This window comes from Ideonella sp. P3_A4 (genome assembly GCF_056403075.1).
On the sequence record NZ_JBFUGE010000173.1, the window covers coordinates 1 to 11580 of the forward strand.

An 11580-nucleotide genomic window follows, 5' to 3' on the forward strand; every position below is an offset into this window, starting at 1 on the left:
GCCTTCAGGATGGCCTTGATCGCCGGCTCGTTGACCGGCTTGCCGGCGAAGGCGCCGTTGAGGTCCACCAGATGCAGGCGACGCGCGCCGGCGTCGACCCAGCGCCGCGCCATCGCGGCCGGGTCTTCACTGAAGGTGGTGGAGATTTGCATGTCGCCTTGTTGCAGGCGAACGCAATGACCGTCTTTCAAATCGATCGCAGGGATCAGCAGCATGGCCAGCCGGGCAAGTGGACGAAATCGGGGGGTGGTGGGGCGCAGCGGTGAGAAGGCGGGTCAGCGCAACTGGGGCGGCAACCGGCGGGGCAGGCGGATCACGGATTCCAGTTCAGGAAGTTGCGATACAGCGCCAAGCCATGTGCAGCGCTCTTCTCGGGGTGAAACTGCGTCGCGAAAATGTTATCCCGCGCCACCGCGCAGGTAAAGCGCCGTCCGTATTCGGTGCTTCCCGCGGTGTGGCGCTCGTCCGACGGCTGGGTGTAGTAGCTGTGCACGAAGTAGAAGAACGATTCGTCGGGCACGCCCGCCCAGATTGGGTGCACTGCAGCGCCCTGCCGAACCTGGCGAACCTCGTTCCAGCCCATCTGTGGCACTTTGWAACGGCTGCCGTCGGGCTGCAACTGACCTTCGAGCTGAAAACGTTTCACCTGGCCGCCGATGAGACCCAAGCAGGGCGTGTCCTGCTCTTCTGAATGGTCCAGCAGCATCTGCATGCCGACGCAGACGCCCATCAACGGCTTGTTCGCCGCCGCTTCGAGCACTGCTTCTTTCAGGCCAGACTCGTGCAGCTCGCGCATGCAGTCGCGGATGCCGCCCTGACCGGGCAGCACGATGCGCTCCGCGGCACGCACCTCGTCGGGCCGCGCGGTGACGACCACCTCGACACCCTCACCCGCGGCCACATGCATCACCGCCTGCGACACCGAGCGCAGGTTGCCCATGCCGTAGTCGACGACAGCCACGGTCCGCTTCATGTGTGCCCCCTGCGTCGCTGCGCGCCGGTCCCCCCGTGGGGGAACGAGCGCCTTCGGAGCGGCCGTGCGGCGCTCACAGCGAGCCCTTCGTCGACGGGATCACACCGGCCGAACGCGGGTCCAGCGTCATTGCCATCCGCAGCGCGCGGCCGAAGGCCTTGAAGATCGTCTCGCACTGGTGGTGTGCGTTGTGACCCTTCAGGTTGTCGATGTGCAAGCTGACCAGCGCATGGTTCGAGAAACCCTGGAAGAACTCGTAGGCCAGCTGGGTGTCGAACGCGCCGACCATGCCGGACTTGAAGTCCACCGCCATCTCCAGGCCCGGGCGGCCGGAGAAATCGACCACCACCCGAGACAAGGCCTCGTCCAGGGGCACATACGAGTGCCCGTAGCGCGTCAGGCCCTTCTTGTCGCCCACGGCCTTGGCCACGGCCATGCCCAGCGTGATGCCGACGTCTTCGACTGTGTGGTGGCCGTCGATGTGCAGGTCACCCTTCGCGTCGATCTCCAAGTCGATCAGGCCGTGGCGGGCGATCTGGTCCAGCATGTGGTCGAAGAAGCCAATGCCCGTCGACAGCTTCGCCTGGCCGGTGCCGTCGATGTTGACGCGCACGCGGATCTGGGTTTCCTTGGTGTCGCGCTGGACTTCGGCGATGCGGGGTTCGGTACTCGTGCTCATGCAGCAAGCTCTTCCAGGGCGCCGCGCAATGCGGCCAGGGTCTGCGGGTTCTCTTCAGGTGTGCCGATGGTGATGCGCAGGCAGTTCGCGAGCAAGGGGTGCAGGCTGGACACATTCTTGATCAGCACGCCGCGAGCCTTCATGCCGGCGGCCATCCGCTTCGCGTCGGGCACGCGAACGAGGATCATGTTGGCTTCGCTCGGGAAAGGCTGCACGCCCGGCAGCGCGGCCAGTGCATCAAACAGCTTGGCGCGCTCGGCGCGGATCGTCGCCGCCTGGCGGGCGTACTCATCGACATGCTCCAGCGCGAACAGCGCCGCCTCGCAGTTCAGCACGCTGACGTTGAACGGTGGGCGCAGCTTGTCAATTTCGGCGATCAACTTGGTGCGCCCCATCATGTAGCCGATGCGTGCGCCCGCTAGGCCGAACTTGCTCATCGTGCGCATCAGCAACACATGCTCGTGGCGCTTCAGCCGCTCGAGCGAGTCACGCGATGCGAACGGCTGGTAGGCCTCGTCCATCACCACCAGGCCCGGTGCGGCTTCGATGATCGCGTCGATCACGCCGTCGTCCCACAGGTTGGCGGTCGGGTTGTTCGGGTAGGCCAGGTAGATGACGGCCGGCTGGTGCTCGCGGATCGCGGCCAGCATCGCCGGGCCGTCGAGCTCGAAGTCGGCAGTGGTCGACACGCCGACGAACTTCAGCCCCTGGTGCTTGGCCGCGATCTCGTACATCACGAAACCGGGCAGCGGTGCCAACACCACGTTGCCGGGCATGTCGGTAGCCAGTGTCAGCAGGCTGATCAGCTCGTCCGAGCCGTTGCCGAGCATGATGTCGCAGCCGTCGGGCATCTGCGCGTGCTGGGCCAGCGCCTGGCGCAACACGTTGCCACGCTCGGCCGGGTAACGGTTCAGCGCCACCTCGGCCAGGCGCTCGCCCAGTTGCCGGCGCAGCTCGGACGGCAGGCGAAACGGGTTCTCCATCGTGTCGACCTTGACCATGCCAGCGCTGGGCTGCACGGCGTAGCCATGCATGCCCTGCACGTCGGCACGAAGGTAACGGGTCATGCGGTCGGACAAGGGTGTGCTCATGGCGGGCTCATCGCGTGGTGGAGGTCGTGACGGCCAGGTCCGGTGCCTCGAGCACCTCGGGGCCGACGAGGAAGGGGTTGAGGATCTGCACGCTGTCGATCTGCTGGCCGTGCGGCAGGCCTTCGGTCAGCACATAGCGGCAGCCCTGGTGCTGGGCGGCGGCGACGATCAGTGCGTCCCACCAGTTCACCTGAAAGCGTGCTTCGATCGCCCAGGCGGTCTCGACAGTCTGGTGGTCGATCTGCCACGGCTTCCAGTGCTGGTAGCGCCGCACCTCGGCGCGGGCATCGCCCTGCTGCATCGGCGGCTTCAGCTGCTTCGTGGCGTTCGCGTAGTACTCGGTCAGCACCTGGGTCGACAAGCGGCCGCAGCGGCTGGTCCACAGCACCTTCAGCCACTCGCGTGCGCGCAGGTGCTTGGCCGGGTCGGCACCATCGTCTGCGCAAAGCAGAACACCCGCGTCAACGAAGACGTTCGAGCCGCTCGCCATAAGTCTCTTCGCGCTTCGGGTAAGGCGAGCCGTCCGACGTGAACAGAGCCGGCCTTTGCAGCCACTCGTTCATCGCCCGCTCGTAGGCATCGTCATGCCGCATCTTCTCGGCCAGCATCTCACCGATCAGCCGCGACACGCTCGTGTTGCGGCGCGCGGCTTCCAGCCTCGCCCATTCGGCGACGCTGTCTTCCATCGTGACGGTGACGTTTTTCATGCTGACGATCAACGATTACACGAAGTTCGTGTTGCACGATTCTCGTGTTGCACGAAGTTCGTGTCAACGCTTCATGCGCATTTCAGCAGCTCTTGCGTGGGCCTGAAGCCCTTCGCCGTAAGCCAGTTCGGCCGCGATCACGCCGAGCTTGTTGGCGCCCACTTCGCTCACTTCGATCAGGCTGCTTCGTTTCTGGAAATCGTAGACCCCCAGTGGCGACGAGAAGCGCGCAGTGCCCGAGGTCGGCAGCACATGGTTCGGCCCAGCGCAGTAGTCGCCCAGGCTTTCGCTGGTGAAGGCACCGAGGAAGATAGCGCCGGCGTGCCGGAGTTGAGGCTCCCAGCGATGTGGGTCCGATGAAGAAACTTCCAGGTGCTCGGGCGCGATGCGGTTGCTGATGTCGCAGGCCTCGTCCATCGAGCGAGTCAGGATCAGCGCGCCGCGGCCTTCCAGCGACGCGCGGATCACGTCGCGGCGCGGCATTTCGGGCAGCAGGCGTTCGATCGCCTCACGCACCTTGGCGATGTAGCCGGCGTCCGGGCACAGCAGGATCGACTGCGCCAGCTCGTCGTGCTCGGCCTGGCTGAACAGGTCCATCGCGACCCAGTCCGGCGGCGTCGTGCCGTCGGCCAGTACCAGGATCTCGCTCGGGCCGGCGATCATGTCGATACCGACTTGGCCGAAGACGCGGCGCTTGGCGCTGGCGACATAGGCGTTGCCGGGGCCGGTGATCTTGTCGACGCCAGGGATCGTGGCCGTGCCGTAGGCCAGGGCTGCCACAGCCTGCGCACCACCGATCGTGAAGGCACGGTGCACGCCAGCCACATAGGCGGCGGCCAGCACCAGCGCGTTCTTCTCGCCGCGCGGCGTCGGCACGACCATGATGATCTCGCCAACGTCTGCGACATGGGCCGGGATCGCGCTCATCAGCACTGATGACGGATACGCGGCTTTGCCACCCGGCACGTAGATGCCGACACGGTCCAGCGGCGTGACCTTCTGGCCCAGCAGCGTGCCGTCTTCGTCGCGGTAGCTCCATCCTCGGCCACAGGCGTCCAGCTGACGCTCGTGGTAGCTGCGCACCCGCGCGGCCGCCGCTCCAAGAGCGCTGCGCTGGGCCGGCGTGATCGCCTCGAACGCCGCGCGCAACTCGTCGCGGGTCAGCTCCAGCGCGGCCAGCGAGTCCACCTGCACGCCGTCGAAACGCGCGGTGTACTCCAGCACCGCCGCATCACCGCGCGTCTTCACGTCCGCCAAGATCGCCGCCACCCGCTCCTCGATTGCACCGTCGGTCTCGGCGGACCAATGGCGCAGCCGCTCGAACTGGGCTTCAAAGTCTGAAAGCGTGGTGTCGAGCTGGCGCAGGTTCAGCATGGCGATGAAAGAAGGCTATTGAGGGATGGCAGAAGCGAAGGCGTCGATCAGCGGGCGCAGCAGATCGCGCTTCAGCTTTAGCGCGGCCTGGTTGACGACCAGGCGCGACGAGATGTCCATGATGTGCTCGACCTCGACCAAGTGATTGGCCTTCAGCGTCGAGCCGGTCGACACCAAGTCGACGATCGCATCGGCCAGGCCCGTCAGCGGGGCCAGCTCCATCGAGCCGTAAAGCTTGATCAGGTCGACGTGCACGCCCTTGTCGGCAAAGTGCTGGCGCGCCATCGTCGTGTACTTGGTCGCGACTCGGATGCGCGAACCTTGCTTCACGGCCGCTGCGTAATCAAAGTCGTCACGCACAGCGACGCTCAAGCGGCACTTCGCGATGTTCAGGTCGAGCGGCTGGTACAGGCCTTCGCCGCCATGCTCGAGCAGGATGTCCTTGCCGGCCACGCCGAGGTCGGCGCCACCGTACTGCACGTAGGTCGGCACATCCGTCGCACGGACCAGCACCACCCGCACGTCGGCGCGGTTGGTCGGCAGGATCAGCTTGCGGCTCTTCTCCGGGTCTTCGCTGACTGTGATGCCGGCGGCGGCCAGCAGCGGCAGCGTCTCTTCGAAGATCCGCCCTTTGGACAGTGCGAGCGTGATCATGAGCCGACTCGCTCGATGTCGGCGCCGATCGAGCGCAGCTTGGCTTCCATCCGGTCGTAGCCGCGGTCCAGGTGGTAAATGCGGTCGACGGTCGTCGTGCCATCGGCCACCAAGCCGGCGATCACCAGGCTGGCCGACGCGCGCAGGTCGGTCGCCATCACCGTGGCGCCGGACAGGCGCGGCACGCCGGTCACCATCGCCGAATGACCGTCGACCTCGATCTTCGCGCCCAGGCGGATCAGCTCGTTGACGTGCATGAAGCGGTTCTCGAAGATCGTCTCGCTGATCTTCGCGGCGCCTTCGGCGATGCAGTTGACGGCCATGAACTGAGCCTGCATGTCGGTCGGGAAGGCCGGGTACTCGCTGGTGCGAAAACTCACCGCCTTGGGCTGGCCGTCGGCCTGCACACGGATCCAGTCGTCTTCGGCGGTGATCGTCACGCCCGCTTCGCGCAGCTTGTCGATCACCGCGTCGAGGTGCCGCCCATTGGCCTGGCGCAGCGTCACGTCGCCGCCGGCCGCGGCCACGGCGCACAGGAAGGTGCCGGTCTCGATGCGATCCGGGATGATGCGGTGGCCACCCTTGGGCGCATGCAGCTGGTCGACGCCCTGGATCACGATGCGGTGCGTGCCATGGCCTTCGATCTTGGCGCCCATCGCGATCAGCAGCTCGGCCAGATCGGGGATCTCGGGTTCTTGGGCAGCGTTCTCGAGCACCGTTTCACCCTCGGCCAGCACGGCGGCCATCATCAGGTTCTCGGTCCCGGTCACGGTGACCATGTCGGTCGTGATGCGCGCACCACGCAGCCGGCGTTGGCCTGCAGCGTTTAGCGGCGCCTGGGCCTGGATGTAGCCGTGCTCGACGGTGATCTCGGCACCCATTGCCTGCAGGCCCTTGATGTGCTGGTCGACCGGCCGTGAGCCGATCGCGCAGCCACCTGGCAGCGACACCGTCGCTGTACCGAAGCGCGCCAGCAGCGGGCCCAACACCAGGATCGACGCACGCATCGTCTTGACCAGCTCGTACGGTGCCTTGGTGCTGGTGATCTGGCTCGCGTCCAGCGTCACGGTGTTCGGCTCGGCTTCGCTGCGCTCGACCTGCACGCCCAGGTGGCGCAGCAGCTTCAACGTCGTCGCCACGTCCTGCAGCTTGGGCACGTTGTGCAGCGTCGCGGCATCGGCCGTCAGCAGCGCGGCGCACAGCTCAGGCAGCGCAGCGTTCTTGGCGCCGGAGATCGTCAGCTCGCCGGACAGACGGCGGCCGCCGCGAATCAGAAGTTTGTCCATGGGGTCGGGGGTGCGGTGGGCGTGTGGGCAGAAAAGCGCGCGACGGGGCCCCGGGCGGCGGCCGCGCGCATCACGCCGGCCGCCCGAGCGAGATCGTCAATGATGCGGCGTGGTCGCGCCAGCGGTGGCTGAATTCGTCTGCTCGCGAGCCCATTCAGCCGGCGTCAACGTCTTCATCGACAGCGCATGGATCTCTTCGCGCATGCGCTCACCGAGCGCGGCATACACGCGCTGGTGGCGGCGTACGCGGGGCAGGCCATCGAACTCGGTCGAGACGATGGTGGCGAAGAAATGTCGGCCGTCGCCCTCGACTTCCAGATGCTCGCAGCCGAGGCCGGCGGCGATGTAGTCACGGACCTGGGCGGGGGKGGGGGCGGACATAGTGCTCAGGATTATCCCTGATCCGATCTCGGGGCTAGTGGCGCAGCTTGTAGCCAGTCTGCAGCAACCGCAAGGTCACCCCTGCCACGACCACGAAACTCAGTGCCACGACACCCAGGCTGAACCACGGCGACACGTCGCTGATGCCGAAGAAGCCATGCCGAAAGCCATCAACCATGTAGAAGAACGGGTTCAGCTGGCTCACGCCCTGCCAGAAGGCCGGCAGCGAATGCACCGAGTAGAAGACGCCGGCGAGGAAGGTCATCGGCATCACGATGAAGTTCTGGAACATCGCCATCTGGTCGAACTTCTCGGCCCACAGGCCGGCGATCAGGCCCAGCGAGCCCATCAGCCCCGAGCCCATCAACGCAAAGGCCAGGATCCACCCCGGCTGCACAAAACCTGGCGACCCGAACCACAGCGTGGCCACCAGCACACCCAGCCCGACCGCCAACCCGCGCACCATCGCCGCGCCAACATAGGCCACGTACCAAGCCAATGGCGACAGCGGCGTGACCAGCAGGAACACCAGGTTGCCGGTGATCTTGCTCTGGATCAGGCTGGACGAGGTGTTGGCGAACGAGTTCTGCAGCACGCTCATCATCACCAGCCCCGGGATCAGGAAGCTGGTGTAGGCGATGTGGCCGTAGACCTTCACGTGGTCCTCGAGCACATGGCCAAAGATCAGCAGGTACAGCACGGCGGTCAGCACCGGCGCAGCCACGGTCTGGAAGGCGACCTTCCAGAAGCGCAGCACCTCTTTGTAGAACAGCGTACGGGCACCGGCCAATGGGCGAGCGCCCTGGGCCTCGCGCTCTATGACTGCGTTCATGCCGCCTCCTCGGCCACAGCGTGGTTGCCTTGCATGATCGACAAGAACACGTCCTCCAGGTCGGCGCGGCCGATCTCCAGGTCTTCGACCTTCACGTTGGCGGCACGCAGCCGCGACAGCACCTGCTCGACGCCCGCGGCGTCGTGCGCAGCGACCTGCGCAATGCGGCCGGTCACACGCGCCTGCGCGGCCACGTCGGCCGGCAGCGCATCGTCGGTCTTGAAGCGCAGCACGCTGCCCGCGGTCGCGGCCAGCAGGTTCGCGGTGCGGTCGAGCGCCACGATGCGACCTTGCTTCAACATCGCGATGCGGCCGCACAGTGCCTCGGCCTCTTCCAGGTAGTGCGTGGTCAGCAACACCGTGTGGCCCTGCTTGTTCAGCTTGGCGATGAACTGCCACAGCGTCTGACGCAACTCGACGTCGACACCGGCGGTCGGCTCGTCCAGCACGATCACCGGCGGCCGATGCACCAGCGCTTGCGCCACCAGCACCCGCCGCTTCATGCCACCCGAAAGCTGCCGCATGTTCGCCTGTGCCTTGTCAGCCAGGCCCAGGCCGGAGAGCAGCTCGTCGATCCAGTCGTCGTTGTTCTTGACGCCGAAGTAGCCGCTCTGGATGCGCAGCGTCTCGCGCACCGAGAAGAAAGGGTCGAACACCAGTTCCTGCGGCACGATGCCCAGAGCGCGGCGAGCGTCCGCATAGTGCTCGATCACGTCGTGGCCCATCACCGACACGCGGCCTTCGGTGGCACGCGCCAGCCCGGCGAGGATGCTGATCAGCGTGGTCTTGCCGGCGCCGTTGGGGCCGAGCAGGCCGAAGAACTCGCCGCGTTCGATGTCGAAACTGACCCCGTCGAGCGCGCGCAGGGTGCCTCGGGCGCCGGTGTAGGTCTTGGCGACGCCCTGAAAGGAAACGGCTGGCATGGATGGTCCTGGTGAGCCGGCGACGCACAGATGGGCGGCCGACAGCGGCGGGGATTGTAGGGAGCGCCCCCAAGGCCTTGCCTGCGTGGGGATGCTAGTGTCCTGTCTCAGCAATACGTGTCATTGAGACGGGCCGCAATGGGGATGATCGTGAGTCGACGAGCCGGGCAGATACTCAGTGGTATCTGCCCGGCTTGGCGGCGCTGCGAGCGCCCCATTTCGGCCCGCCCGAAGGGTTTGACCAGATCGCGCGCTCGCGCGCCCGGCCATCAGGGCAGATACGCTGGGTATCTGCCCAGCCGTCCGGCCGCACGATCATCACCATCTGGTCAAATCTCAATGGCACGTATTGCTGAGACAGGACACCTGCCGACGCCCATGCCGACCAAGAAGCCCCGCCGCACCGCCGAGCGCATCCTCGAGGTCACGCTCGACCTGTTCAACCGTTTCGGTGAACCCAACGTGTCGACCACGTTGATCTCCGCCGAACTGGGCATCAGCCCAGGCAACCTTTACTACCACTATCCCGCCAAAGACGAGCTGATCAACGCGCTGTTCGGACGCTATGAAACCGCACTGAACGAGTTGCTGAACGCCGCCGACGGCGTACGCAACGTCGAAGACGCGTGGCTGTTCTTCCACATGCTGTTCGAGTTGATCTGGGGCTCGCGCTTTCTCTACCGCGACCTGAACGACCTGCTCAGCAAGAACCGCCGGCTCGAAACGCACTTCCAGTTCGTGCTGAAGAACAAGACCCGCGCCGTCGAGGCGGTGCTGGCCGGCCTGACTCGCGGCAGCGCGATGCGCCTGGCGCGGCCCGATGCCGCGGTCGTCGCCACCTCGATGGTCGTCGTGCTGACCTATTGGCTCAGCTACGAGTACGTGCGCGAGCCGCGCAAGGCGCTGGAGCCCGAGAGCGCCGCCGCCACGCTGGCCCGCGGTGCCTGGCATGTACTGGGCCTGCTCGGCCCGTACCTCGAGCCAGCCGCGCGCGATCACCTGAACGAACTGGCCGGCCCCTACCGCGCCGTCTGAAACACAACAAGCCACCTTTCAAGGAGACAAACCATGGCCAAGTGGACCGCCTTCCCGTACGACACCGACGACTACACCTACGACGCAGCCGCGTTGAAGAAGCAATGGGCTCGGCTGCACACCGGCGACGCCGAACCCTGGCCGAAGGACGAGGCGGTGCAAGCCGCCTGGGCGCTGTTCCATTCCGGCCAGTTCCAGAAGGCCACCGAAGCCGGCCTGAAGGCCGGCGGCGCGGGCATCACCGTGGCCAACAAGGCCCAGGCGATCTACGCCAACTACCTGGAAAAGAGCGAGAAGAACAAGCTCGCGCTGTTCCTCGAAGTGGCCGAACGCGCCGAAGCCCAGGCCAAGGAAGACCCGAAGAACGCCAACGCCTGGTACTTCATGGCCTACGCGCTGGGCCGCTACAGCCAGGGCATCAGCGTGGCCAAGGCACTGGCGCAAGGGCTGGGCAGCAAGGTCAAGGGCGCGCTGGAAACAACGATCAAGCTGCAGCCGAAACATGCCGACGCGCACATCGCGCTCGGCGCCTTCCACGCCGAAGTGATCGACAAGGTCGGCAAGCTGCTGGGCAAGACTCAAGGCGCCGATGCCTCCACCGGCTTGAAGTTGTACAAGGAAGCGCTGAAGCTGAACCCGGCCAGCGCGATCGCGATGGTCGAGTACGCCAACGGACTGGTGATGCTCGAAGGCGACAAGAAGATGGCCGAGGCCGAGAAGCTGTATGCCGACGCCGCCAAGTGCGACCCGAAGGACGCGATGGAGCGGCTCGACGTCGAGATGGCGAAGGCCGAGCTCGAGGACGAGTGAGCCCGAACAGGCCCCGCGGACCCGCAAGTCATTGAGCCGATCACCCTGGCAAGCTGGCCGGGGTGAAAGCCGCGGACTGCCCTTGCAATCAGGTCAGGTGGCTGCCCGCTGTTAGGCTCGCCCGATGCCGGCCCCTGATTCCCCACCCGCGCACTCACCGCGTGCGGCCTTGACCCCCGCCCTCGCAGCGCTCGCGATCGCGCTGCTGCTCGGGCTGCAGCCGGTCACCACCGATCTGTACCTGCCCGCGCTGCCGTTGCTGGCGCGCGAGCTGAAGGCGCCGATGGCGGCGGCACAGCTGACGATGTCGCTGGTGCTGCTGGCCTTCGGCATCGGCCAGCTGGTGATGGGACCGCTGTCGGACCGTTTTGGCCGCAAGCCGGTGCTGCTGGGTGGCTTGGCGCTGCACACCCTGGCCAGCCTGGGGGCGATGAGTGCCCCGCATATCGACGCCCTGATCGGCTTTCGTGCGTTGCAAGGCCTGGGCCTCGCGGCCTCGGTGGTCTGCGCCCGCGCGATCGTGCGTGACCTGTACGAACCCCGGCAAGGTGCGCACGTGATGACCTGGGCGCTGACCGGCCTGGGCGTGCTGGCGCTGGCCTCGCCGCTGTTGGGGGGTTGGCTGACTGCTGTGTCGGGCTGGCGTGCGCCGCTGGGTGCGGTGGCGGCGATCGCGGGTCTGACACTGGCGTTCGTCGCTTGGCGAGTACCGGAGACCTGTGCCGAACGCGACCCGCGTGCGCTGCACCCCGGCCCGCTGGCGCGCAGCTCGGCCATCGTCTTGCGACACCCGGCGTTCCGCGCCTGGGCCGCTCTCGTCAGTGCCACCTATGGC

General features: G+C 66.4%; 15 protein-coding genes. 3 read left to right on the forward strand and 12 right to left on the reverse strand.

Features of this window, described 5'->3' with window-relative positions:
• The 12 genes from AC1DYI_RS16315 to AC1DYI_RS16370 all read right to left on the reverse strand — a co-directional run.
• Positions 1–215 (reverse strand): HisA/HisF-related TIM barrel protein (locus tag AC1DYI_RS16315; protein ID WP_477205181.1); only part of this gene is annotated, 215 nt, incomplete at its 3' end.
• Between the two features lie 98 nt (positions 216–313).
• Positions 314–973, reverse strand: coding sequence for an imidazole glycerol phosphate synthase subunit HisH (gene hisH, locus AC1DYI_RS16320; RefSeq protein ID WP_477205182.1), 660 nt, complete (start codon positions 971–973; stop codon positions 314–316).
• Positions 974–1046: 73 nt separating this feature from the next.
• Entirely contained in the window at positions 1047–1652 is a 606-nt protein-coding gene (gene hisB / locus AC1DYI_RS16325; RefSeq protein ID WP_477205183.1) for an imidazoleglycerol-phosphate dehydratase HisB, read from the reverse strand.
• The gene (gene hisC / locus AC1DYI_RS16330; RefSeq protein WP_477205184.1) at positions 1649–2743 is read right to left on the reverse strand and encodes a histidinol-phosphate transaminase; all 1095 of its coding nucleotides are present in this window, start codon (positions 2741–2743) and stop codon (positions 1649–1651) included. Before hisC ends, hisB begins: the two co-directional genes overlap by 4 nt.
• Before the next feature lie 7 nt (positions 2744–2750).
• Positions 2751–3233, reverse strand: coding sequence for a PIN domain-containing protein (locus AC1DYI_RS16335; protein WP_477205185.1), 483 nt, complete (start codon positions 3231–3233; stop codon positions 2751–2753).
• Positions 3205–3450, reverse strand: a complete 246-nt coding sequence (locus AC1DYI_RS16340) for a CopG family transcriptional regulator (RefSeq protein ID WP_477205186.1) — start codon at positions 3448–3450, stop codon at positions 3205–3207. The genes AC1DYI_RS16335 and AC1DYI_RS16340 overlap by 29 nt, the downstream gene beginning before the upstream one ends.
• 63 nt (positions 3451–3513) lie before the next feature.
• Positions 3514–4824, reverse strand: coding sequence for a histidinol dehydrogenase (gene hisD / locus AC1DYI_RS16345; RefSeq protein ID WP_477205187.1), 1311 nt, complete (start codon positions 4822–4824; stop codon positions 3514–3516).
• Between the two features lie 15 nt (positions 4825–4839).
• Positions 4840–5478 carry an ATP phosphoribosyltransferase gene (hisG, locus tag AC1DYI_RS16350; protein ID WP_477205188.1) on the reverse strand — a complete coding sequence of 213 codons (639 nt, stop codon included), beginning with the start codon at positions 5476–5478 and terminating at the stop codon, positions 4840–4842.
• Positions 5475–6764, reverse strand: coding sequence for a UDP-N-acetylglucosamine 1-carboxyvinyltransferase (murA, locus tag AC1DYI_RS16355; RefSeq protein WP_477205189.1), 1290 nt, complete (start codon positions 6762–6764; stop codon positions 5475–5477). Before murA ends, hisG begins: the two co-directional genes overlap by 4 nt.
• 96 nt (positions 6765–6860) lie before the next feature.
• Positions 6861–7145, reverse strand: coding sequence for a BolA family protein (locus AC1DYI_RS16360; RefSeq protein WP_477205190.1), 285 nt, complete (start codon positions 7143–7145; stop codon positions 6861–6863).
• Positions 7146–7179: 34 nt separating this feature from the next.
• Positions 7180–7977 carry an ABC transporter permease gene (locus tag AC1DYI_RS16365; protein WP_477205191.1) on the reverse strand — a complete coding sequence of 266 codons (798 nt, stop codon included), beginning with the start codon at positions 7975–7977 and terminating at the stop codon, positions 7180–7182.
• On the reverse strand, positions 7974–8900 hold the full coding sequence (locus AC1DYI_RS16370; protein ID WP_477205192.1) for an ABC transporter ATP-binding protein: 927 nt from the start codon (positions 8898–8900) through the stop codon (positions 7974–7976). The genes AC1DYI_RS16365 and AC1DYI_RS16370 overlap by 4 nt, the downstream gene beginning before the upstream one ends.
• A 378-nt stretch (positions 8901–9278) precedes the next feature.
• Between AC1DYI_RS16370 and AC1DYI_RS16375 the strand changes: the two genes are divergently transcribed.
• The 3 genes from AC1DYI_RS16375 to AC1DYI_RS16385 form a co-directional block, all read left to right on the forward strand.
• Positions 9279–9935 (forward strand): TetR/AcrR family transcriptional regulator, encoded by a 657-nt coding sequence (locus AC1DYI_RS16375; RefSeq protein ID WP_477205193.1) that lies wholly within the window; start codon positions 9279–9281, stop codon positions 9933–9935.
• A gap of 33 nt (positions 9936–9968) precedes the next feature.
• Entirely contained in the window at positions 9969–10745 is a 777-nt protein-coding gene (locus AC1DYI_RS16380) for a hypothetical protein (protein WP_477205194.1), read from the forward strand.
• 169 nt (positions 10746–10914) lie between these two features.
• The coding region (locus tag AC1DYI_RS16385; protein WP_477205195.1) for an MFS transporter at positions 10915–11580 on the forward strand (666 nt) is incomplete at its 3' end.

Coding starts and splice junctions, on each gene's coding strand:
- AC1DYI_RS16340 (WP_477205186.1), bottom strand. CDS start 3,450: ATGAAAAACGTCACCGTCACGATGGAAGACAGCGTCGCCGAATGGGCG.
- hisD (WP_477205187.1), bottom strand. CDS start 4,824: ATGCTGAACCTGCGCCAGCTCGACACCACGCTTTCAGACTTTGAAGCC.
- AC1DYI_RS16335 (WP_477205185.1), bottom strand. CDS start 3,233: ATGGCGAGCGGCTCGAACGTCTTCGTTGACGCGGGTGTTCTGCTTTGC.
- AC1DYI_RS16370 (WP_477205192.1), bottom strand. CDS start 8,900: ATGCCAGCCGTTTCCTTTCAGGGCGTCGCCAAGACCTACACCGGCGCC.
- AC1DYI_RS16365 (WP_477205191.1), bottom strand. CDS start 7,977: ATGAACGCAGTCATAGAGCGCGAGGCCCAGGGCGCTCGCCCATTGGCC.
- hisB (WP_477205183.1), bottom strand. CDS start 1,652: ATGAGCACGAGTACCGAACCCCGCATCGCCGAAGTCCAGCGCGACACC.
- hisC (WP_477205184.1), bottom strand. CDS start 2,743: ATGAGCACACCCTTGTCCGACCGCATGACCCGTTACCTTCGTGCCGAC.
- AC1DYI_RS16380 (WP_477205194.1), top strand. CDS start 9,969: ATGGCCAAGTGGACCGCCTTCCCGTACGACACCGACGACTACACCTAC.
- murA (WP_477205189.1), bottom strand. CDS start 6,764: ATGGACAAACTTCTGATTCGCGGCGGCCGCCGTCTGTCCGGCGAGCTG.
- hisG (WP_477205188.1), bottom strand. CDS start 5,478: ATGATCACGCTCGCACTGTCCAAAGGGCGGATCTTCGAAGAGACGCTG.
- AC1DYI_RS16375 (WP_477205193.1), top strand. CDS start 9,279: ATGCCGACCAAGAAGCCCCGCCGCACCGCCGAGCGCATCCTCGAGGTC.